General features: G+C 64.3%; 19 protein-coding genes. 11 read left to right on the top strand and 8 right to left on the bottom strand.

Annotation, left to right across the window (positions count from 1 at the left end; translation table 11 throughout):
* The 3 genes from V8V93_RS00935 to V8V93_RS00925 all read right to left on the bottom strand — a co-directional run bounded on the left by V8V93_RS00935 (window position 1) and on the right by V8V93_RS00925 (window position 3,878).
* A complete protein-coding gene (locus V8V93_RS00935) occupies window positions 1-2,481 on the bottom strand; it encodes an EAL domain-containing protein (RefSeq protein ID WP_338670218.1) in 2,481 nt (826 codons plus the stop codon).
* Between the two features lie 130 nt (window positions 2,482-2,611).
* Window positions 2,612-3,403: a GGDEF domain-containing protein gene (locus V8V93_RS00930; protein WP_338668493.1), complete on the bottom strand. Its 792-nt coding sequence runs from the start codon at window positions 3,401-3,403 to the stop codon at window positions 2,612-2,614.
* A 13-nt stretch (window positions 3,404-3,416) separates the two neighbouring features.
* The gene (locus tag V8V93_RS00925; RefSeq protein ID WP_338668492.1) at window positions 3,417-3,878 is read right to left on the bottom strand and encodes a hypothetical protein; all 462 of its coding nucleotides are present in this window, start codon (window positions 3,876-3,878) and stop codon (window positions 3,417-3,419) included.
* A 209-nt stretch (window positions 3,879-4,087) separates the two neighbouring features.
* On the opposite strand from V8V93_RS00925, the gene V8V93_RS00920 reads away from it, so the two are divergent.
* The 3 genes from V8V93_RS00920 to V8V93_RS00910 are packed head-to-tail and all read left to right on the top strand — an operon-like array spanning window position 4,088 to window position 5,944.
* Window positions 4,088-4,498 (top strand): hypothetical protein, encoded by a 411-nt coding sequence (locus V8V93_RS00920; RefSeq protein WP_338668491.1) that lies wholly within the window; start codon window positions 4,088-4,090, stop codon window positions 4,496-4,498.
* Between the two features lie 25 nt (window positions 4,499-4,523).
* Window positions 4,524-5,078, top strand: a complete 555-nt coding sequence (locus tag V8V93_RS00915) for a hypothetical protein (protein WP_338668490.1) — start codon at window positions 4,524-4,526, stop codon at window positions 5,076-5,078.
* Between the two features lie 59 nt (window positions 5,079-5,137).
* Window positions 5,138-5,944 carry a nitroreductase family protein gene (locus V8V93_RS00910; protein WP_338668489.1) on the top strand — a complete coding sequence of 269 codons (807 nt, stop codon included), beginning with the start codon at window positions 5,138-5,140 and terminating at the stop codon, window positions 5,942-5,944.
* A gap of 419 nt (window positions 5,945-6,363) precedes the next feature.
* Here V8V93_RS00910 and V8V93_RS00905 read toward each other — a convergent pair whose 3' ends face one another.
* Complete coding sequence (locus V8V93_RS00905; RefSeq protein WP_338668488.1) at window positions 6,364-6,858, bottom strand: 3D domain-containing protein; 495 nt, start codon at window positions 6,856-6,858, stop codon at window positions 6,364-6,366.
* A 300-nt stretch (window positions 6,859-7,158) separates the two neighbouring features.
* On the opposite strand from V8V93_RS00905, the gene V8V93_RS00900 reads away from it, so the two are divergent.
* Together V8V93_RS00900 and V8V93_RS00895 are read left to right on the top strand one after the other, a co-directional pair.
* Window positions 7,159-8,418 carry a hypothetical protein gene (locus tag V8V93_RS00900; protein WP_338668487.1) on the top strand — a complete coding sequence of 420 codons (1,260 nt, stop codon included), beginning with the start codon at window positions 7,159-7,161 and terminating at the stop codon, window positions 8,416-8,418.
* 105 nt (window positions 8,419-8,523) lie between these two features.
* Window positions 8,524-8,871: an Hpt domain-containing protein gene (locus tag V8V93_RS00895; protein ID WP_338668486.1), complete on the top strand. Its 348-nt coding sequence runs from the start codon at window positions 8,524-8,526 to the stop codon at window positions 8,869-8,871.
* Between the two features lie 79 nt (window positions 8,872-8,950).
* On the opposite strand, the gene V8V93_RS00890 is transcribed toward V8V93_RS00895, so the two are convergent.
* Complete coding sequence (locus tag V8V93_RS00890) at window positions 8,951-9,529, bottom strand: OmpH family outer membrane protein (protein WP_338668485.1); 579 nt, start codon at window positions 9,527-9,529, stop codon at window positions 8,951-8,953.
* Window positions 9,530-9,865: 336 nt separating this feature from the next.
* On the opposite strand from V8V93_RS00890, the gene V8V93_RS00885 reads away from it, so the two are divergent.
* The 4 genes from V8V93_RS00885 (at window position 9,866) to V8V93_RS00870 (ending at window position 14,592) form a co-directional block, all read left to right on the top strand.
* The gene (locus tag V8V93_RS00885; RefSeq protein ID WP_338668484.1) at window positions 9,866-11,479 is read left to right on the top strand and encodes a flagellar hook protein FlgE; all 1,614 of its coding nucleotides are present in this window, start codon (window positions 9,866-9,868) and stop codon (window positions 11,477-11,479) included.
* A gap of 129 nt (window positions 11,480-11,608) precedes the next feature.
* On the top strand, window positions 11,609-12,958 hold the full coding sequence (locus V8V93_RS00880) for a tetratricopeptide repeat protein (protein ID WP_338668483.1): 1,350 nt from the start codon (window positions 11,609-11,611) through the stop codon (window positions 12,956-12,958).
* Between the two features lie 2 nt (window positions 12,959-12,960).
* A complete protein-coding gene (locus V8V93_RS00875) occupies window positions 12,961-13,839 on the top strand; it encodes a carbohydrate kinase family protein (protein ID WP_338668482.1) in 879 nt (292 codons plus the stop codon).
* 294 nt (window positions 13,840-14,133) lie between these two features.
* On the top strand, window positions 14,134-14,592 hold the full coding sequence (locus V8V93_RS00870; RefSeq protein WP_338668481.1) for a glycine zipper domain-containing protein: 459 nt from the start codon (window positions 14,134-14,136) through the stop codon (window positions 14,590-14,592).
* A 360-nt stretch (window positions 14,593-14,952) separates the two neighbouring features.
* Here the strand turns inward: V8V93_RS00870 and V8V93_RS00865 are convergent, their stop codons facing one another.
* Window positions 14,953-15,435 (bottom strand): MauE/DoxX family redox-associated membrane protein, encoded by a 483-nt coding sequence (locus tag V8V93_RS00865; RefSeq protein ID WP_338668480.1) that lies wholly within the window; start codon window positions 15,433-15,435, stop codon window positions 14,953-14,955.
* A gap of 270 nt (window positions 15,436-15,705) precedes the next feature.
* Here V8V93_RS00865 and V8V93_RS00860 point away from each other — a divergent pair, with 270 nt between their 5' ends.
* Window positions 15,706-16,308 (top strand): MerR family transcriptional regulator, encoded by a 603-nt coding sequence (locus tag V8V93_RS00860; RefSeq protein WP_338668479.1) that lies wholly within the window; start codon window positions 15,706-15,708, stop codon window positions 16,306-16,308.
* A 118-nt stretch (window positions 16,309-16,426) separates the two neighbouring features.
* Window positions 16,427-18,316, top strand: a complete 1,890-nt coding sequence (gene htpG, locus V8V93_RS00855) for a molecular chaperone HtpG (RefSeq protein ID WP_338668478.1) — start codon at window positions 16,427-16,429, stop codon at window positions 18,314-18,316.
* A 241-nt stretch (window positions 18,317-18,557) separates the two neighbouring features.
* Here htpG and dgt read toward each other — a convergent pair whose 3' ends face one another.
* Window positions 18,558-19,892: a dGTP triphosphohydrolase gene (gene dgt, locus V8V93_RS00850; RefSeq protein WP_338668477.1), complete on the bottom strand. Its 1,335-nt coding sequence runs from the start codon at window positions 19,890-19,892 to the stop codon at window positions 18,558-18,560.
* 204 nt (window positions 19,893-20,096) lie between these two features.
* Window positions 20,097-20,321: a flagellar biosynthesis anti-sigma factor FlgM gene (locus tag V8V93_RS00845; RefSeq protein WP_338668476.1), complete on the bottom strand. Its 225-nt coding sequence runs from the start codon at window positions 20,319-20,321 to the stop codon at window positions 20,097-20,099.
* Window positions 20,322-20,873 lie beyond the last annotated feature (552 nt).

Genomic DNA, 20,873 nt, shown 5'->3' with positions numbered 1-20,873 from the left:
CTATTCGTCGGGCCCGCAGTCCCGGCGCGCCCGCTCCATCTTCTCGCGAGTCTGCTCGGCGGTCTTGCCGGTGCGCTGCTTGAGCAGGGTCTGGGCCAGGCCCGCACTCATGGGCTCGTGGAAGTAGAAGCCCTGGACGCAGTTGCAGAAGAGGTTCAGGAGCGAGCAGAGCTGCTCCGGGCTTTCCACGCCCTCGGCCACCACATTGAGGTCCAGAGAGTGGCCCAGGGCGATGACCGCCTTGACGATCTCCATGTTCTCCGGGTCGGTCCGCATGCGCGAGATGAAGGTCCGGTCCACCTTGAGGGTGTCCACGGGCAGTTGCTGGAGTTGGGACAGGGAGGAATAGCCGGTGCCGAAGTCGTCGATGGAGAAGCGTACTCCGGCCCTTCTGAGCCGGTTCAGGATGCGCAGGGAGGACTCGGGGTTGCCCATGATGGAGGACTCGGTGATCTCCAGCTTGAGGCAGGAGGGCGGCAGCCCGTAGCGCTCCAGGGCCTTGACCACGATCTTGTCCAGCTCGATGCGCGCGAACTGCTTGCTGGACAGGTTCACGGACATGAAGATGTCGTCCGCGCCGTCCGTCTCGTTGCGCCACCCGGCCAGGGTCCGCAGGGCCTGCTGCAGGACCCACTCGCCCAATTCGATGATCAGCCCGGATTCCTCGGCCATGGGGATGAACTCTATGGGCGGGATGCTCCCCCGGTCCGGATGGTTCCAGCGGGCCAGGGCCTCGAAGCCGACGATGTCCGAACTGGCCAGGTCCATGATCGGCTGGTAGACAACGTGGAATTCGTCGTTGGCCAGCCCCCGGCGCATGTCGTTTTCGAGCGTGAGTTGGTCCACGGCGGTTTCGAGCATGCGCTCGGTGAAGACCTTGAAGCGGTTGCGCCCGGCCTCCTTGGCGCGGTGCATGGCGATGTTGGCGTGCTGGAGCACGTCCGCAGCTTTGCCGTCCGTCACCGGGCTTAGGACGATGCCGAAGCTGGCCGTGGTCTGGACCTCGTTGCCGTTGAAGCGGAAGGGCTCGGACAGCCGCTTGCGCACGCGCTTGATGATCCGGATGGCCTCGCCCGGACTGGACAGCTCGTCCAGGAGCAAAACGAACTCGTCGCCGCCGAACCGCGAGACCGTGTCCAGGAGGCGCATCTCGCTGGTCAGCCGGATGGCCGTCTCGGTCAGGACCATGTCGCCGAAGCGGTGGCCCAGGGAGTCGTTGATGATCTTGAAGCGGTCGAGGTCCAGGAAGACGACCGCGAAGAAATAGTTCTCGCGGCGTTTGGCCCGGCGCATGGCCTGGCCCAACCGGTCCAGGCACAGGGTGCGGTTGGCCAGGTTGGTCAGGGGGTCGTGCAGGGCCTGGTGGCGGAGCTGCTCCTCCATGGCCTTGCGGTCGGTGATGTCGCGGAAGCTCAGGCGCATGCCCAGCGGCTTGCCGCCGATGCCGGACACGGACCGCCCGACCACGCCGAGCCAGCGGGTCTTTCCGTCCGCGGTCAGGATGCGGAAGTCCAGCGAGTCGCCGCGGTCGGAGTCGGCCTCAACCAGGTAGGCGTCCCAGGCGTCCTGGTCGTCCTTGAGGATGATCTCGCGGACCAGGCCGGGGTTCTCGAAGAACCGCTCGGGCGGGTAGCCGGTGATCCGCAGGCAGGCCGGGGAACAGTAATGGATGGTGCCTTCCGTGCCGATCCAGATTTCCCAATCGTAGCCGAAGTCCGCGATGGTCCGGTAGCGCTCCTCGCTCTCCTGGAGCACGCGCACGAGCTTTTCCCGCTGGCCCTGGATCTGGGCCTTTTTCTTTTCAGTGATGCCGGCCTGGCGGATGACGTACAGGGAGAGCAGGGAGCTCAGCAGCAGGATGCCCAGGAAGATCAGGGCCACGTGGTCGCGGTACACGCCGATCTCCGTATGCACGTCGTCGGTGTACAGCCCGGTGCCGAGGACCCAGCCCCAGGGGGCGAACAGGCGTACGTGGGAGAGCTTGCGGGCGATGCGGTCGGGCTGGTCCTGCCACTGCCAGTAGTAGTCCACGAAGGCGTCCGGGTTATTCCTGGCCGCGCGCACGAACTCCATGAATATCCGCTTGCCGTCCTTGTCCCGGTAGTCGGTCAGGTCCCGTCCGTCCAGGTCCGGGCGGTAGGGGTGCATGATCATCCGCGGGGTCAGGTCCGTTATCCAGAAATAGTCCTTGGCGTGCGGACCGTAGCGGGTGGTCTTGACGAATTCCGCGCCCAGCCGCTTGGCGTAGTTCAGGGTGATTTCGCCACGCTCGGCCATCTCGTTCAGGTGGGCCAGGGTGCCGACCACGGTGTCCGTGATCTCCACGACCTTTTCCTTCTGGGCGTCGAGCAGGGCCTCTTCGATGGACGGCAGCAGGTACAGGAAGATGGAACCGGCGAAGAGCAGCAGCATCATCGCCGAGGGCAGCAGGACCCTGGTGGGGGCGTATTTGAGGTAGTGCGCGGTTTTGTCCTGCACCATGTTCACGGGCCGTCCTGTTCGCAGTGTCTGGTTATCACACTCTCCATATAGCGTAGAACCAAAAAAAAAGGAAATAGGTTGGAGCGGTTGTTTTCATCCCGTCCGAACCTGCCCGCGTCTGGCACGCGGATCAGTATGGAAAGAGCGGGGCGCGGATCACGGTGACCTGGTTCCGGCCGCCGTTCTTGGACGCGGCCAGGCCGGACTGGAGACGCTGCATGAAGGTCTCGGCGCTGTCGTCCTCCTCGGCCTGGGCCACGCCCAGGGAGAGGAACACGCGGATCTTGCCGCCGAAGATCTTGTGGCCCACGAGCATGCGCAGCTTTTCGGCCACGATGGCGGCCCGGTCGATGTCGGTGTGCGGGCAGAGGATGATGAACTTGCCGCCGTGCCAGCGGAATAGGAAGTCGTTGGTCCGCAGCTTGGCGTTCAGGAAGTGGGCCAGGTTGGCCAGGAGGCGGTCCCCGGCGGAGTAGCCGTGGGCCTGGTTGATGGCCCGGAATCCGTCCATGTCGAGCATGATCCCGGACAGGTCCAGGCCGTAGCGCCGGACGTTGCCCAGCTCCTGGGTCATGACCTCCTCGAACTTGCCCCGGTTGTAGGCCTGGGTCAGGGAGTCCAGGACCGTCAGCCGCTCCAGTTGTTCGGCCAGCTCGTCGGCCCGGATCGCGTCCCGGCCCATGCAGGCCATGACCTTCTTGTAGACGAGCAGTCCCTGGGCCGCGAGGATGAAGAACCCGGCCACCATGCACAGATAGGCCAGTTGCATGAGCCGGGCGTGGTCCCCGCCCGGATCGAGGCGCAGGGTGTAGACCATGCCGAAGCAGACGCACAGCAGCGCGGCCAGGGCCAGGATGCTCGCGGCGTACAGCGCTTTGTAGCGCGCCTTGGGTCGGTGGGAGGCGGGGCGATCCATGGTCATGCGGGAAGCCTGGCTATTTCAGCGCGCCCTCGAAGGTGTAGTAGAGGCTGCCGGTGTCCTTGTCGTTGTCGTAGTCCAGCTCGATGGAGAAGTCGGGCCACATCCAGCCGTAGCGGAAGCCGATGCCCCGGCCCACGCCGTAGCGCTGCATGAGCATGTCCTTGAGGAAGAACTGGTTGACCCTGCCCTTGTAGGCGATGCCCACGCGGTACAGCTTGTCCTTGTTGAAGTAATAGGCCACGGACATGATCTCGGCCTTGCCGAAGCTCAGAGGCTCGTCGCGCTTGAAGTAGGTGTTCTCGAAACCCGCTTTCTGCACCGGGACCAATCCGTCGGTGGCGGACAGGGGAGTGCCCCAGGCGAGGCCGCGGAAGGCGGTGGGGTGGGGGACCTGGACGTAGTCCGAGGCCATGGCGGGTACGACGGCCACGGCCGCCAGCACGATCAGCATTGTCAGGGCGCGCAGTGTGTTCATTGCCGGTATCTTCTCTCTGGAGTAGTGTATGGAAGCATCCAGACTGAGCGCATTGTACGGATTTACAGGTGAAAAGCAAGAAGGAGGACGGCCCCGCGTCTCCCTTCGCCGGTCCGCGCGGTGCACCGGTTTCCTCGGTTCCGGGGCTGTCTGCCGATTGTCAGCCCGCAATCGGATGTGGTATCGGATGGCAAGCGAAGGAGACGCCCATGCAACGATTGGCAGCATTCGTCCTGGTCCTGGCCCTTTTCGCCTGTAGCGGCCCCGGCCCCGAGGCCAAGCGGCTCGACGCCCTGGAGGCCCAGGTCAAGGCCCTGCGGCAGGAGGCCGGGGAACGGGAAAAGGCGTTCCGCGAGGAGCTCGTCCAGGTGCGCAAGAACCTTGAGAGCATCCGTTCGATGCTCGAAAAGGGGACCGGCCCGGACAAGGCGGGCGGCGAGGCCGACTCCCGCACCGCGCCCACGGACAAGGAGCTGGACGACAAAGCCAAGTCCTTTGTGGGCGAGAACCTGGACCGGCTCATGGAGCTGACCCGCAAACTCCTGGACAAGATGGAATCCGAACTGGACCGGAAACCCCCGGCAACCGAGGAACCGCCCGCCAAGGGCGACCAAATCTGATGGAGACGATTCGATGAGGACATATATGAAATGGCCGCTGACGGCGGCCTTGCTTCTGGCCGTGGCCCTGGCCGCGGGCTGCGCCGCGGGCAACGCCATCAAGCTGAAATACGCGCTGATTTCCACCGACTCGCCCTGCGTGGGCGAGATCACGGTCTTCCGGTTCGAGGACAAGCGGCCCGCCACGGCGCTGGGCAAGACCACGGACAAGGAGACCATCACCACCCTGTCCGACGTGGCCGAGTGGGTCGGCTGGGCCCTGTTCGACGAGCTCGAGAACGCCGGGTGCAAGCCCAAGTACCGGACCGCCATCACCGCCCCGGACGATCAACTGGTGGTCACCGGCGAGGTCCTGGACCTGACCCTGAACCAGACCGGCGTGACCACCTACAAGGGCCGCGTCTCGGTGCGCATCGTGGTCTCGCGGGGCGATACGGTACTGCACGCCGAGAAGTACACCAGCGAGGTGGAGGATGTGGTCGTGCCCGGCTACTCCACGGAGTCCGACATCCTGGCCGAGGCCCTGCGCGGGGTCATGTACGAGGCCATTCCGGCCATTGCCAAGGCGGCCAAGAAGTAGCCCGGTTGCGTCCGTTTTTCCCGGTTCTCCGGGTCTCTAGCCCCTTCTGAGGAGCCTCTATGTTTGCCGACAAGGATATCTGCAAGCGCTGCGGCGCGTGTCTGGACGAGTGTCCTTTCGACCTCGTCGTCGAGGACCGCGAGGGCTTCCCCAAGCTCCGTCCCGCAGCCAGAAAGACGTGCATCAACTGCGGCCACTGCGTGGCCGTCTGCCCGGTGGGGGCCGTGACCCTGCCCGAGATGCCCGCCGTGACCGCCGGTCTGGCCCCCGGCCAGTGCGCCACACTCGACCGCGGCCTCCGGCTGACCCCGGCCCAGGCCGATCAGTTCCTGTCCGGGCGGCGTTCGGTACGCACCTACCGCGACAAGACCGTGCCCGAGGAGACCCTGACCCACCTCTTTTCCGTGTCCTCGTTCGCGCCCAGCGCCAAGAACGGCCAGCCCGCGCAATGGATCGTCACCCGCACGCCCCAGGCCACCCGTCGCCTGGCGGGCATGACCGTGGAGTACATGGCCACCAACTCGATCATGCCCGGCGTGGTCAAAAACTGGGCGCGCGGCGTGGACAAGATCCTGCACGGCGCGCCCCACGTGGCCGTGGCCCACGCCCCGGAGGACGGCTTCAACCCGGCCGAGGACTGCGCCCTGTCCGCCGCCTACCTCGAACTCGCGGCCCACGCCCACGGGCTGGGCGCCTGCTGGGCCGGTTTCCTCATGGAGGTGGCCGAGGGCTGTTGCAACATCCGCAGGGAATTGGGCATCCCCGAGGGCCATGGCGTGTATGCGGCATTGGTGTTGGGATATCCGAAGTACCGCTACAAGCGCATCCCCACCCGGCGCACCGTCGAGATTGACTGGCTGGAGTAGCGGTAAGCGGCTTCCGATAGCGGCGCATCTGCACATTTTTTCCAGGGGGCTTTCATCCTCACGTATGCCGCAATACGCTGCGGTGAAAGCCCCCTGGAAGAAAATGCACAGCTGCACCACTCTCGAAAGCCTTGTGCCAGCGCGGTTTAAGAGCCGCTGTCGGGTGCTGAAGCACCCGAGTCGCTCCAGTTTTTGGCGGTGCGTTCACCCCACAGAAAGACAAGTGCCTCGCTCGATATGGCATCGAGCGAGGCACTTGTCTTTTGGGGAGCGATCTTCCCTCATTTCTGTGGAGCGCATTCGGGCGTCCACGCCCCGAACAGCGGCTCTCCGCGCTATGGATAGGCCCGCTATCCCGAGCCGCCTGGGGCGAAAAAAAAAGGCCCCGTAACGGGGCCCTTACTTACGCGGTTGGCGGACTAGATATCGAGTAGCGCCGCCTTGATGTTCTTGCGCCCGAACTCTCTGGCCCTCGATTCGTCCCACATGAAGATGTCGATGCGCTGGTGATAGCGCTTGTTCATGAGGTCGTTGATCTCGAAGATGCCGAGGCCCTCGATGCGGACCTTGCGGCCGAAGACCCAGCCCTGGTCGAAGAGGTCGCGGGACACGGCGATGGTGCCGGAGCGGACCTTGCGCATGGAGGCGGCGATGAGCGGATCGTCGTCGCACTGTTCGGTGGAGGGGTTGTAGGCGGTCACGGTGACCGTGCGCACCGGAGACATGTTCTTGGCCTTCTGCAGGAGGCGGGCCTCCTCGACCATGATCTTGCGCGCGGCGGCGGTCTTCTCGACCAGCTCAAGGCGGTGAGTCAGGTCGTCGATCTTCTGCTGCTTGACGACCACAACCACGGCCATGATCACCAGGGTCGCGCAGAGGACCGGAGTGATGGTGTAGTTGAAGAGTATTCGCATAAGGATTGCTCCCTTGTTGTTTTAGGTCCGAGGCATATAATGACCGGTCAATACCTTGTCAACGCCTAAGTGTTTTCGATGCAGGACGCATGCCGTGAGTTCATAATACTTCGAAATATAAGGATAATCACGATTATCGCTTTCTCGATTGGGTGTGAGGGTCGAGTGAGACGCCTGGAATAACAACGCGTTGCGGGAGGTGCATTTTTGTCGGTGAAATTATTTCTTGATATAGAATATCACTTTGAATATAGTGAACGCGAACATACGGTGTTGTAGTGAATTTCACCAAGGATACAGATGGATTCGATCACATTCAGAATGCTCCCGGTGGACCGGGGCGAGGCTTGCCTGCTGTCCACGCGGCGCGGGGCCTACCTCTTTGACGGGGGCGGCCTGGGCGGGGAGTTGCCCCGGCTGCTCAAGGAACGGCGGGTGCGCAAATTGCGGGCCGCGGTGTGCACGTCCGCGTCGTCCGCGCGGCTCTGGGGCATCCTCGATCTCATGGACAGCGGCTATCCGGTGGCCGAGTACTGGCTGCCCGAGGGGTTGCGCGCCCTGGCCCTGGCGGCGCGCCGGTTCGACGGCGGGTTCCCGGACTGGCTGGTCCGGTGCGGCCGTCCCGTGTCGGTGGAGGCCTCCTTCCCCGTGCCCGACACTCTGCCGCCGGTCGGGCCAGGACAGCCCCTGGCAGCGGCTGCGGAGTTGGCCCTGCTCGGGGTGGCGGCGGGCACGGGCCGGTTGCCGCCCGCACCCCGGCCGATGACGCCGTCCGCAACCTTCTCGGCGGTGGCGGAGCTGCTGCTGACCGAGTTTGCCGGGTCGGGCGGCGACCTCCGGTCGTTCTGTATCGAGGCCCTGGCTCGGGGCGCGGCGGGCGATGTCGGGGCGCGGGCCGTGCTCTGCGCCAGGCTGCTGGCCCGGCATGCCGAGGGACTGGCCGTGGTCCGGCACCGGGTGGCCCGCGAGGTGGCCGGGACCCTGGCCCTGGCCGTGGCTGCCGAGGGGCTGCGGGCCAGGGGGGACGTCCGGGTGCGCTGGTTCCGGCCGACCGGGCGGCTGGAGGAGCACCTGGTGTCCCGGCACCCGGTCATGTGCTTGAACGGCCTGTCCGTTCCCGAGGCGCCCGGCCCGTCGGGCCGCGTGTCGGCATCGGTCCTGTTCCAGGCGGTCCGGCGGCTGCACGCACCGGCCGGCGGTCTGGTCTTCCGCTACGGCGACGCGGACTGCGGTGCGCTCGTCTGCGGCGATTCCACCCTGGCCTTCCTGGGGCGGCGCACGGTCCTTCCGCTGACCCGTCCCACCGTGATCGCGGCCCCGCAGCAGGGCGGCCTGGGCGCGGAGGAGGTGTACACCCGCGTCCGTTCCGTTGACCCGGCGGGCGACGTGTGGGTGCGTTCGCACGGTTCCTACGCCCGGCGCGTGGCCGAGGGGTTCCGGCGGCAGGCGGTCCGTTGCTGCCTGCGCGACTGCCGCGACCGGACCGTGCAGGAAATCCTGCTCGCCTTTGACCAGGGCCGGTGGAATCGGCTGTCCGGGGGCATCTGTACCTGTATTTAAGCCGATTTAGCCCAATTTGGGACATCTAGGCCTTGGAAAAGCCCTTTCCAACCCCTTTCGCGGATGATATGTTGAAATATCTAATGGAACCGAAGGGGGGGAACAATGACGCGGGATCTGTTCGACACCGATCAGTTCCTGTCCAGCCTTGCCCATGACAGGGAGCTGGCCGTGGAACTTATCGATGCCTTTCTCGAGGATTGCCCGAAGCGCGTTGCGGAGTTGACCGAAGCGCTGGGCGCCGGGGATATCGTCCAGGGGACCAAACTGGCCCATTCTCTCAAGGGCATGTGCGGCGTGGTCCGTGCCGATGTCCTGGGCAGACTGGCCCTGGAAATGGAACACGCGGGACGCGACGGGAAGCTGGAGGTCGTGCGCGACCGGCTCGACCTGTTTACCGGGAGCCTGGATCAGGCCAGGGAGCTCATGCTCCGTTTCCGAAACAACGGCTGAACCGGAGCCCGAGACGAAAAAAAGGCCTGTCCGCCATGTGGCGGACAGGCCTTTTGCTGTGTGCGGAGGGCGGGAGCGGTTATTCCGCGTCCTTCTTCGCCTCGGGAGCGGCCTTGGCGGGCGCCTCGGCTGCCGGGGCGGCTTGTTCGGCTGCCGGAGCCTCGGCCTTGGGCGCCTCGGCCTTGGGTGCCTCGGGCAGCGAGAAGTCCATGGTCACGTTGTTCATGGCGGCCTCGATGTCCTTGGTGATGTCCACGGTGTCGCTGGACGCGATCACGGCCTGCTTGCTCAGGATCAGGGACAATCCCTTTTCCTTGCGGTAGTTCTCCAGAATTTCGTTGAACTTGGCGTCGACCATGGCGACGATGCGTTGCTGCTCGGCGTTCATGGTGTTCTGCAATTCGCCCATGGCCAGCTTGTAGGCGGCCACGGTCTCTTCGGTCTGGTTGGCCTGCATGGCCTTGTACGCGGCTTCGGCCTTTTGCTGCAGGGGCTTGCCCATCTCCTGGAGGTGAGCCATGGCCTCGGTGGCCAGCTTGTTTTCCTTGAAGGCGGCGGCCTCGTCCACGACGCCGATCTTGACCGACGGCTCCTGGTTGCAGGCGCTCAGGCCCAAGGCCAGGATGGCGACGAAGAGCAGGGGAAGAATCCGTTTCATTACTATATCTCCATTGTTTCGTTTGATGTCACTCTGATTGGAAAGTCGCGCCAGCCTACGCGCGCAGCCGGTATCTGGCAAGGGAAAGATCGGTTGTCCGGGGTCTGCGCGCGGCCGGGGCGCGGCCGCGCGCCCGACGGCGAACGGGCGGTCCGGGCCGGGCTCCCGGCAGGAAGTGCCGCGCCCCGACCGATCCTTTCCCCTTGAAAACGTGAAGTTTTCCTGATGGCACACCCCTTGCTCTTTATCCTTCCGAGAAGGCGTCGGGAATTTATTGCCGGGAATGGGTATCCCGGTGGTTCCCGCGAATCCGGCCAGCGCCGGATCGGAGGTAGTATGAGTTTTGGAAGCATGTATGTGGGCGCCACCGGCGTGATCGCCCACAGCCAGGGCATGCAGGTCCTGGCCAACAATCTGGCCAACGTCGACACCATCGGCTACAAGCGCTCGAACATCCTGTTCGGCGATTTGATCAGCCAACAGGTGGCTTCGGGCGGCGCCAAGTACGACTCGGAAGCCGTGCGCATCAGCCAGATGGGCATGGGCGTGGGCGTGTCCGCCATACGGGGCATCTTTACGGACGGGCCCCTGTCTTCGAGCACGGAGTCCACGGACTTGGCCATTTCGGGCCAGGGCTTCTTCGGTGTCAGCGACGCCTCGGGCGTCCTCCGTTACACCCGTGCCGGCGGATTCCGCTTCGACAACGAGGCCTATCTGGTCAACCCCGAAGGGTACCGGCTGCAGGGCTACGCCTACGATAGGGATGCCAACGCCTGGGGCACCGCCGTGTCCGACATCCAGCTCCCCTACGAGGACATCACCGTGGACGGCCAGACCGCCCGCGTGGTCCGGTCAGAGCCACGGGCGACCTCCTCCGTCGAGATGGTCACCCAGCTCGACCACTCGGCCACCAGCCAGATTTCCAGCCAGAACAACCCGTTCTTTGCCATGCTTGAGGCCTACAACGCCAACCAGAGCAACGCGGGCTCGCCGTTCGGCAGCGACCGGCCGCAGTACTCCACCTCCATGGATGTATACGACGAATTCGGCAACAGCCATGAAATGACCATCTATTTCGACCCGGTGTCCACCGACAACCTGTCCAACGCCACGCCGGGCTATTCCTACTGGGAATACGTCGTCGCCATGCCCGGGGAGTCGGACGGCTCGGAGGCCTACGGCACCTCGGCGGCCGGGTTGGCCGGGATGGGGGTCCTGACCTTCAACGACCGGGGCGTGCTGATCAACCAGTCGGCCTACACCCTGGACTCCTCGGCCACTTCGGCGGCGGGCGGCACCAGCCTCTCCTCCTGGGTCCCGGCGACCTTCAGCGAGGAGGGCCTGCCGCAGTTCGACTACACCTTCGGCAGCAACGGCGCGGCCTTCGGCGCGACCAGCACCATCAGCTACGATTTCGGCCTCAGCTCCACCAGCGGTTCCTGGCGGTCCAGCGGCGGGGGCACGGCCGCCTCCATCGGCAACCGGGTGGACCTGCTGCCCGAGATGGACAACATGGACCGCGACGCCCGCGTGAGCACCAATTACGACAAGCCGTCCGCCACCCTGTACCATCTCCAGGACGGCTACACCTGGGGATACCTCAACAGCGTCAGCGTGGACGAGAACGGGATCATGAGCGGCCATTTTTCCAACGGACAGGACGAGGAGCTGTTCCAGGTCGCCGTCTACAAGTTCAACAGCCCGTGGGGGCTCAAGCGCGACGGCGGGACCAATTTCCTGGCCACCGACGCCTCGGGCGAGGCCATGCTCGGCACGGCCGGGGACCGGGGGCGCGGGACCATCAGCCAGAATTCCCTGGAGGAGAGCAACGTGGACATGGCCCAGGAGTTCGCCAACATGATCGTCACCCAGCGTGGCTACCAGGCCAACACCAAGGTCATCACCACCTCGGACTCGGTCCTGAACACGCTCATCTCGGTCAAGCGCTAGCCGCTCCCCTATCACCGCCTTCCGGGGCGCTGTCCGGCCGGTCCGGGCAGCGCCCTTTTTCGCGGGTCGCCTTGAATTCCCCCGGCAAACCGGATAGTCAGAGCGAGATTTGCCAACAAGGAGCATTCCGTGACGCAAACACGCGACGACCGCAGCCCCGAGGCCATCCTGGACCTGGTCCGGGAGGTGGAGCGGGAGGCCCCCGGCGGGGCCGAGGCACTCTTCATGGCCGCCATGCTGGCCGACGCCCCCCTGCCCTACGACTTCGCCCTGTCCATGGACGGCACCCCGCACAATCCGGCCCTGGTCAACCCGGCCGCGGCCTTTTTCGCGGCCACGGCCCTCATGGACCCGCTGGTCGGCCGCGACCTGGTCGATGCCGACGCGGACCATCAGGTCTTCGCCCTGCCCGCCGAGGTGCGCCAGGCCCTGCGCGAGTCGCTGGACCCGGAGCAGGTCGCCGAGTGGGCCGGGCGGGCCGTCTACGCCCTGAACCTGGCCCTGCCCGACGCCGACCCGCAGAACTGGCCCCTGGTCGAGTGGCTCATGCCCCACGTGCTGGCCTGCCGCGACCTGGCCGCCGAACTCGGCGTGAACACCGCCGCCGCCAACCGGGTCCTGCACCAGACCGGCTTTTCCCTCTACTTCCAGCGCCGCCACAAGGAGGCCGCCGAACTCCTGGAAGCGGCCATGGCCGTGGACGTGGCCCTCAAGGGCGGGCAGCACCCGGACATCGCGGCCGACCTCGAAGGGCTGGCCACGGTCTACCGGGCCGGGGAGGACCTGCCCCGCGCCGAGGCCGCGTTCAAGGCCTGCCTGGACCTGCAACGCGAGATTTTCACCGAGAACAACCCGGCCACGGCCCCGGTCCTGATCGGGCTGGCCATGGTCAAGCAGGCGCGCGGCGACCTGTCCGGGGCCGAGGCCGCCCTGAACGAATGCCAGGCCGTGCTCCGGGCCTCGAATCAGGAGCGCCACCCGGCTGCGGCCTCCTGCCTGCACAACCTGGCCCTGGTCCTGGACGCCCTGGATCGCCCAGAAGAGGGGCTGAAGCGCGCCCTGGAGAGCCTGGAGCTGACCATCTCCCTGTATGGCGAACACCACCCGGAGACCGCCGCGAGCCATAACCTGGCCGGACTCCTCTTCGAGCGGCTGGGCAAGGACCCCGAGGCCGAGGCCCATTTCCGCAAGAGCCTGTCCATCCGCAGCCGCGCCTTCGGCGAGGACCACCCCGAGACCGGGCAGGCGCTCTGCAACCTGGCCCTGTTCCTGGACGACCGGGGCCGGACCGAGGAGGCCTTCGACTGCTTCGAGCGCGGCTTTACCGCCTTTGAGCGTTCGCTCGGGCCGGACCATCCCTACATGGAGGAGGCCCTGGACAACCTCGTGGCCTTTCTGGAACGGACCGCGTCCGCGGATCCGCCGTTGCGCGAGCGGGCCGAGGCGCGCCTCAAACAGATCGTGGAAAGAGCGGGGTAGCCATGCAGCCGATACTTGCCGTGGGATTGGGAGAGATTCTCTGGGACGTCCTGCCCCAGACCCGTCTGCTGGGCGGGGCGCCCGCCAATTTTGCCTATCACCTCAACGCCCTGGGCGGGGCCGGGGTGCCGGTGTCCCGCGTGGGCGACGACAACCTGGGCCGCGAGGCCCTGTCCCTGCTCGTCTGCCTGGGGCTGAACATCGACGCCGTGTCCCTGGACCCGGACCATCCCACCGGCACGGTGGACGCCCGAGTGGATGCGGACGGCGTGGCCACCTATGTCTTCCCGGACGACGTGGCCTGGGATTTTCTGACCCTGGATCAGTCCGCCCTGACCCTGGCCGCCAACGCGGACGCCGTCTGCTTCGGCTCCCTGGCCCAGCGCGCCGAGGTCTCCCGCCGGGCCGTCCACCGCTTTCTGGCCGGAGCGAGCAAGGCCCTCAAGGTCTTCGACATCAACCTGCGCCAGGATTTCTACACCCCGGCGCTCCTGGCCGCCTCTCTGGACGCGGCCGACGTGCTCAAGATCAACGATGCCGAACTCGACACCGTGACCCGCCTCTTCTCCCTGCCTCCGGGCGAGCAGCCCGCCCTGCGGGCCCTGATGGAGCGCCACGGCCTCGAACTCGCGGTCCTGACCCGCGGCGACAAGGGCAGCCTGCTCCTGTCTTCGGACACGGTCGCCGACCTGCCCGGCGAGCCGGTCGGGGTGGTCGACACCATCGGCGCGGGAGACGCCTTCACCGCCGCCCTAGTGCTCGGTTACCTCAAGCAATGGCCCCTGGACAAGATCAACCGCTACGCCGCCAAGGTCGCCGCCTACGTCTGCACCCAGCCCGGAGCCATGCCCGAGGTGCCCGACGAATTGCGTTTGGCGTAGGGGGCTTTCGAGAGCGGGCGCGGGGTGCGAGCCGCTGTCGGACGGCTGCGCCGTCCGAGACGCTCCATCGAGAGAAGGAAGCCCGCTTGTCGCGAAGCAGGCTTCGTGGCGCATCCGAGGACAATTCTTGCATCCTCGTGCGCAGATTGTGGGCGCATTGATAGGACTCCTTGTTGAAAAATCAATAATATCGCGTCGGTTTTCGTGGCACGGGCCATGCTCATGTCCGTACGAGAGCAAGGCCGAACGGCCGAATATGCGAACAGGCCGTGAGGCTGCAAGGAGGATGAAACCATGAAGACTACTCTGATGAAGACCGCCGTATCGTTGGTGCTGATGCTGTCCCTGCTGGCAGGCTGCCAGACCACCCAGGCGCAGAACGGTGCCGGGATCGGTACCCTGGCCGGGGCCACCCTGGGCGCGCTGACTTTCAAGAACAAGGTGTCCGGCGCCGCCATCGGCGCGGGCGTGGGCATGCTCGCCGGGTATATCGTGGGCAACGAAATGGAAAAGGCGGACCGCGCCCGGCTGTCCAATACCCTCGAAACCACGCCGTCCGGATACAGCACCGAGTGGGTCAACCCCGATACCCGTACCCGCTACGAAGCCATCCCCGAACCGCCGCGCGAATACAACGACGGCCGCGTCGAACGCGATGTGACCATCAAGGCCCGCATGGCCGACGGCTCCCACCAGACCGTCTACGCCAAGGCCTACCGCCAACCCGACGGCTCCTGGCAACTCGTCCAGTAGCATCGGCGCAGGACGACGAAAGCGGGGCCGCATCAGCGGCCCCGCTTTGCGTCCGGCGCCGGGGAAGGGAGAAGGAAACCCTTTGAGAAAAGGTTTCCTTCTCTTCTCGGACCTCCATCCCTCTTCCTTCCTAAACTTTTTGTGCCGCTTCGCGGGTGGGTGAACGTTTTTGGGGGGAGCCCCGATACGCTGCCTTTTCGGATTGTCTTGAGCCGCGCTTATCCAAACCTTCCGCGTAACGCTTTCATCTCCCGCGCCAATCCCTTCGCCGCAGGCTACACAGGGATTCCAAAGGGGTGAGCCCCAGGGCGGGGCGAATCAAAGCGAAATCACCCGACTATCGCCGCGAAGCGGCTTTCTCTAGCGGCCTTTTTTCTTCCCGAAGAACCGCCCAAGCGACCACGGCCTGAAACAAGCCACGCGGCGTTGGACATAGAGCAGGGCGCAGCCCGCTAGCATGACGGCGTCGCGGAGGAAGGCGGCCAAGGGGCCGGTGGGGGCGTTGTCGGTGTTCCTGGGGTTGCCGAAGCAGCCGCAGTCGGCGTCCAGGCCGAGGTACAGGGCGTAGAGCAGGACCACCATGAACCCCAACAACTGTGCGACAATGATCAGCAACGCGCCGCGCACGTCCAGGGCGAGGCAGAGCCCGGACAGGATTTCCACGCAGGGGATGGTGTAGGACAGAAAGCCCGCCATCTTCCAGGAGACCAGGCCGTAGATGTTGATGGTCACGGCAAAACCTTCGGGATGCATGAGCTTGACCGTCCCGGCGTAGACGAAGAGCAGGCCGAGGACCACCCGGACGGCGGTATAGAGGGTTTTGGAAGCGAGCAGCGATTTCATGGTGGTGTCCTTTTGGGGCTCGGTGCACAGGCCCCGCGACCATAGAGCGTTCCGCCTCCGAGTGCAAATCCGCGTTCGCGGCCCTGTTTTCCATGAAAAAGTCTAGAAAAATTCATGAATTTCAACCACAACGGCTTACGGTCTGTTGTTGTTCATAAAAAACATTGTGAAATGAATATGATGGAGTCTGTTTTTTCTTGTCGAAAAGTGCTAATTCCGGTACTCCAATGAAAAACAACAAAGACCGCAAGCTAGCCAAGGGAGCGTGACATGACTGGCAAGAAAGTCCTATCCGTGGCCGAGATCGCCCGCGAGCTCGACCTGCCCGAATCCACGGTGCACTACTGGAAGAACCGGTTCGCCCAGCATCTGCCGAGCGTGGGGCGCGGGCGCCAGAAGCGCTTCAAGCCCGAGGCGGTGGAGATTTTCGCGACCATCTCCCGGCTGCTCAAGGAAGGCCACACGGCCCGCGACGTCATGGACCGGCTGTCCCAGGACTATCCGCTCCAGGCCGACGCGGTGCCCGCCACCTCGGGCGGGGCTTCCGTCCAGGCCGTCGGGTCCATGGACCAGGTCATGACCATGGCCGCGGCCATCGGCATGGAGATCGCCAAGTCCGTGGGCGAGGGCATCCGCTCGGTGCTCGCGGCCGAGAGCGGGGGCGTGCCCGACGTGGCCGACATCCGCGAGGGGCTGGAGGAGACCGCGCTGCGTATCTCCGCGGCCATGCAGGAGACCGAGGCGCTCAGGGCCGAGAACCGCGAGCTCAAGGAAAAGCTCGCGGTCATGGAGGCCGAGATGGTCCGGTTGCGCAAGGATCGGCGCGAAATGGAAAAATACCTGCTTGACAAGATCAAATCCGTGTCTACTTAAGACCTGTTCCCGGGACGCCATTCCCGAACATACTCTCTCTATGAAAAAGTCCCGCCGGGTGCGCGAGAGCCGCGCATTCGGCGGGCGCGCATCTCATCCTGTACGGAGGTAATTTTTCATGGGTAAGAAAACCACCCACAAATTCAAGGCTGAGGTCAGCCAACTCCTCGATATCCTTGTGCACTCGCTGTACACCAACAAGGAGATATTTCTCCGCGAGCTGATCTCCAACGCGTCCGACGCCCTGGAGAAGGCCCGGTTCAAGACCCAGGCCGCGGGCGAGACCGACGAGTTGGCCCCGGAGATCCGCATCACCGTTGATGCCGACGCCAAGACCCTGACCGTGGCCGACACCGGCGTGGGCATGACCCGCGACGAGCTGATGCGCAACATCGGCACCATCGCCCACTCCGGCACGGCCGAGCTGGCCAAGCTGGCCGAAGAGGGCAAGGAGTCGATGGATTCGCTCATCGGGCGGTTCGGCGTGGGCTTCTATTCCGTGTACATGGTCGCCGACGAGGTCACCGTGACCACCAAGTCCATGGACGACGACGCCAAGGCCATCGCCTGGACCTCGGACGGCCGGACCGACTACAAGCTCCAGGAGTTGGACGAGGACCGGCCCCACGGCACCGAGATCACCGTCAGCCTCAAGGAGGACCTGGCCTCCCAGTTCACCAATGAGGCGCACCTCAAGCAGGTGGTCAAGACCCACTCCAATTTCATCAACTTTCCTATTTTTGTGGGCGACGAGCGGGTCAACACCATCCAGGCCCTGTGGCGTGAGCCCAAGTTCCAGATCAAGGCCGAACAGTACGCCGAGTTCTACAAGTTCCTGACGTTTGACCCGGACGACCCCTTCGACACCCTGCACACCTCGGTGGACGCGCCCGTACAGTTCAACGCGCTCATGTTCATCCCCAAGCACGGCAACGATCCGTTCGGCCTGGGCCGCGAGAACCGTGGACTGGACCTGTACGTGCGCCGCGTGCTCATCGAGAAGCAGAACAAGGACCTGCTCCCCGAGTACCTGGGCTTCGTCAAGGGTGTCGTGGACACCGAGGACCTGCCCCTGAACATCTCGCGCGAGACCCTGCAGGACAACCTGCTCATGCGCAAGATCAGCTCCACCCTGGTCAAACAGGTGCTCGACCACCTGGGCAAGATGGCCAAGGACGACGCGGACCGCTACAACGAGTTCTGGCGCGCCCACGGCGAGCTCTTCAAGGCGGGCTACATGGACTTCCTGAACAAGGACAAGTTCGCCGGGCTGGTCCGCTTCAATTCCTCGGCCATGGACGACGACAAGGGGCTGACCTCCTTTGCCGACTACATCGCCCGCGCCAAGGAGGACCAGAAGGAGATTTACTACGCCTACGGTCCGAGCCGCGAGGCGCTGGCCCTGTCCCCGCACCTGGAAGTCTTCCGGCGCAAGCACGTCGAGGTCCTGTACCTGTTCGAGCCCATCGACGAGTTCGTCATGGACGCGCTGCGCGAGTATGACGGCTGCACCCTGGTCTCGGCCGAGCACGCGGACATGGCCAAGCTCGACAAGTTCGAGTCCATGGAAAAGGAGGACAGGCCCGAGCCGCTGAACGAGGCGCAGAAGGGCGAGCTGGACACGCTGCTCAAGCGCATGAAGGACGCGCTCGGCGACGCCGTGACCGAGGTCAAGGCGTCCACCCGGCTGTCCGAGTCCCCGGTCTGCCTGGCCAACCCGGACGGCAACGTGACCTCGTCCATGGACAAGATCATGCGCGTCATGAGCAAGGACACCTCCATTCCCAAGAAGATCCTGGAGATCAACCCGGACCACGCGCTCATCCGCAACATGCTGACCATCCTGGAAAAGGACGAGAACGACCCGTTCATCGACCAGGCCGCCAACCAGCTCTACGAGTCGGCCCTGCTGCTCGAAGGCTACCTGACCGACCCCCACGCCCTGGTGGGCCGGGTCCAGGACCTGCTGACCAAGTCCAGCGGCTGGTACGTGGCCTCCGAAAAGTAGCTCCGGCGCGACATATCGAAAAAAAACGGATTCGGGTTTTCCCGAATCCGTTTTTTTATGCCCCTCGGCCGCCGCGGAACAGATTATAACGGCAAAAAAGACTCCGCTGTGCTATGGGGATGACAAGCGCAGATGTCCCGTCCAGGCCTCAGTCGGGAAGGGGTGGGCATTGCACCTCCTCACGCGAAGCGGCCGGTCCCGGAATGGTTCCGGGCCGGCCGTTTCCTCGTCAGGCCGGCACTCAGTACCCCAGCCCCAGGAACTTGCGGCACAGGTCGGTGGCGTAGTTGTCGGTCATGCCGGAGATGTAGTCCACGATGGCCATCATGACGCGGTATTGGCAGAGTTTTTCGCCCTTGGGGATGGCATCGATGATTTCGTCGCCCAGGATGGCCTTTACCTTTTTGTTGATGGCCGACTGTTCCTTGTCGCAAAATTCATGCACGTCGATCATGGTTTGGTCCAGGAGCCTGCCCAGGGCGTTCTGGGCTCCCAGCTCCAGGATGGCTTTTCTGCGCGACAGGAATATTGTACCCGAAATGTCTTTGTAGACGTCGTGGATACGACGGCATATGCCGGTTTTTGATTTTTCCATCAGACTGTATTTTTTGTCGAATTCTCCAGTCATGATGGCGTCGTAATGCTCCTTGAAGAGCTCGGCGGCCTCTTGGGTCGCGGCGGTGATAAGCTTGGCGCGGAGGAGACTGTTGCGCTGCCGAAAGTGCGCGCCCCATACCCAGTCGTAAGCCTCTCCCGGCGCGGTCTTGAGGTCCAGGTATTCCGCAAAGCACTCGAACATGAACCAGCCGTCCAGTATGCCCAGCTCGGTGGCGTCCTCTATGTCGATGATCCGGTAGCAGATATCGTCCGCCGCTTCGGTCAGGTAAGCCAGGGGCGGCCGGGACCACCGGTTGTCCATGGCGATGAGCCCGAGCGCATCCGCCACCTTTTCCATGGCCTTGGCTTCGGTCTGGAAATAGCTGAATTTGTCCTTTTCGGCGGCCAGGGATGGCCAGGGATACTTGAGCAGGGCGCCCAAAACCGCGTATGTCGGGCTCATGCCCGTCTGATGGAAACCTGTGGACAGGAGTACGCGCACGGCCATGGCGTTTCCGTCGAACTTTGTGAAGTCCGCAAGGCAGTCTTTAGGAAGATGCCTAAAATCCTGCTGCCTGTTTTTGAACCAATCCTTGATAGCCTCCTCTCCACTATGCCCGAAGGGAGGATTGCCGATGTCATGCGCCAGGCATGCGGCCTGTACGGCCTCGCCCACGTCGCGGGGTTCCAGTTTGTCGGGTAATTCTCCCTGCTCTTCCAAGAACACGCCCACCAACTCCCCCAAGCTCTTGCCCACCGAGGCCACCTCCAGGCTGTGGGTCAGCCGGGAATGGATGTGGTCGTTTTCATTGAGCGGGTGGACCTGGGTCTTGCGGGCCAGCCGCCGGAAGTGGTCGCTGAACAGGATACGGTCGATGTCGCGCTGGAAGGGGCTGCGGATGTCGCTCGATTCGCTTTCTCGGCCGTAGCGCGTGGCGTCGAGCAGCTTGTTCCAATCCATACGGGGTGCGGAGCCCATGGGCGTTCCTCCGGTGGGGGGCGGTTTTTGGTGGTCTTCCGCAACTCACCAGATATTCATGGCCGGGTCAACCTCGCGGAGTCATGGCGGAAAAATGGAAAGTTCGCGTCGAAGGCGTAAGAGGGGGATGATCGCGCTCCAAAACACAGCGGGGCCGGGGCGGGAATGTTCCCGCCCCGGCCCCGAGTGCCGCTGCGATTTCGTCTAGAGCGTCGGGTCCATGGCCGAGGTCAGCAGCCTGGCGATGTCCATGACGTCGGGTTCGTAGCGGCCGGCGTTCACCTCGGCCTTGAGCCGGGCGATCTTGTCGGCACGCTCCTCGGCGGTGTCCCGGTGGCGGCCGGTGTCCACTTCGTCGAAGCCGTCGAGCAGACGCTCGGTCTCCATATGGGCCACGGACGGTCCGCGGCTGTCGTCGTAACCCTTCATTAACCCCTCCCTGGGTTATTGAAGTCTGCGGGAAGGGCGGCGCGCCCTTCCCCAAGGTCTCCCCTCATCCGCTGCGACAGCCCCCGGCCGCATCCGTGCGACCGCGTTCTCCCGCAACCTTGCGGATGCGTTTCCCGCCTCCCGGACCTGACCGGGAGTACTCGGTTGCTTCTCTTATCGGACGCGAGACGCGAATGCTTAGGGTCGGTGATCGGAATTTATGAATTAATTTTATCCTGATATTTCGATAAACTAGAGATTGCATGCGAGCCGTCCGGGCCTGTGGGAGCGGCCTGTTTCGCGAGGGTTTGCGGACGGTTGCGGAGCACTGCACCGGTCCGGCCAGGCGTCGGATCGTCACCCGTTCGCCATGACGAGACCCCGGCTTGTCGGGCATCTTGCGTCTAGACTTTCTCGTGAAAACTGGTCATGCTCTACATGCATCGTCGAACCCAAGCGGAGGCTTACAATGAAATTGATTCGCTGATTCCCGGCCACGGGTGCCACGTCGTGAGAAACCCTGGAATCAACATCAACCTCGGACGGGGGATT

This window comes from Pseudodesulfovibrio sp. 5S69, from assembly GCF_037094465.1.
Lineage (GTDB): Bacteria > Desulfobacterota > Desulfovibrionia > Desulfovibrionales > Desulfovibrionaceae > Pseudodesulfovibrio > Pseudodesulfovibrio methanolicus.
The sequence above is the reverse complement of the archived record's forward strand: the minus strand, read 5'-3'. Positions and strand labels throughout refer to the sequence as shown.

Excerpts from the sequence above, each read along its gene's own strand:
- V8V93_RS00935 (WP_338670218.1), bottom strand. The coding sequence starts at position 2,481 with ATGGTGCAGGACAAAACCGCGCACTACCTCAAATACGCCCCCACCAGG.
- V8V93_RS00930 (WP_338668493.1), bottom strand. The coding sequence starts at position 3,403 with ATGACCATGGATCGCCCCGCCTCCCACCGACCCAAGGCGCGCTACAAA.
- V8V93_RS00925 (WP_338668492.1), bottom strand. The coding sequence starts at position 3,878 with ATGAACACACTGCGCGCCCTGACAATGCTGATCGTGCTGGCGGCCGTG.
- V8V93_RS00920 (WP_338668491.1), top strand. The coding sequence starts at position 4,088 with ATGCAACGATTGGCAGCATTCGTCCTGGTCCTGGCCCTTTTCGCCTGT.
- V8V93_RS00915 (WP_338668490.1), top strand. The coding sequence starts at position 4,524 with ATGAAATGGCCGCTGACGGCGGCCTTGCTTCTGGCCGTGGCCCTGGCC.
- V8V93_RS00910 (WP_338668489.1), top strand. The coding sequence starts at position 5,138 with ATGTTTGCCGACAAGGATATCTGCAAGCGCTGCGGCGCGTGTCTGGAC.
- V8V93_RS00905 (WP_338668488.1), bottom strand. The coding sequence starts at position 6,858 with ATGCGAATACTCTTCAACTACACCATCACTCCGGTCCTCTGCGCGACC.
- V8V93_RS00900 (WP_338668487.1), top strand. The coding sequence starts at position 7,159 with ATGGATTCGATCACATTCAGAATGCTCCCGGTGGACCGGGGCGAGGCT.
- V8V93_RS00895 (WP_338668486.1), top strand. The coding sequence starts at position 8,524 with ATGACGCGGGATCTGTTCGACACCGATCAGTTCCTGTCCAGCCTTGCC.
- V8V93_RS00890 (WP_338668485.1), bottom strand. The coding sequence starts at position 9,529 with ATGAAACGGATTCTTCCCCTGCTCTTCGTCGCCATCCTGGCCTTGGGC.
- V8V93_RS00885 (WP_338668484.1), top strand. The coding sequence starts at position 9,866 with ATGAGTTTTGGAAGCATGTATGTGGGCGCCACCGGCGTGATCGCCCAC.
- V8V93_RS00875 (WP_338668482.1), top strand. The coding sequence starts at position 12,961 with ATGCAGCCGATACTTGCCGTGGGATTGGGAGAGATTCTCTGGGACGTC.
- V8V93_RS00870 (WP_338668481.1), top strand. The coding sequence starts at position 14,134 with ATGAAGACTACTCTGATGAAGACCGCCGTATCGTTGGTGCTGATGCTG.
- V8V93_RS00865 (WP_338668480.1), bottom strand. The coding sequence starts at position 15,435 with ATGAAATCGCTGCTCGCTTCCAAAACCCTCTATACCGCCGTCCGGGTG.
- V8V93_RS00860 (WP_338668479.1), top strand. The coding sequence starts at position 15,706 with ATGACTGGCAAGAAAGTCCTATCCGTGGCCGAGATCGCCCGCGAGCTC.
- htpG (WP_338668478.1), top strand. The coding sequence starts at position 16,427 with ATGGGTAAGAAAACCACCCACAAATTCAAGGCTGAGGTCAGCCAACTC.
- dgt (WP_338668477.1), bottom strand. The coding sequence starts at position 19,892 with ATGGGCTCCGCACCCCGTATGGATTGGAACAAGCTGCTCGACGCCACG.
- V8V93_RS00845 (WP_338668476.1), bottom strand. The coding sequence starts at position 20,321 with ATGAAGGGTTACGACGACAGCCGCGGACCGTCCGTGGCCCATATGGAG.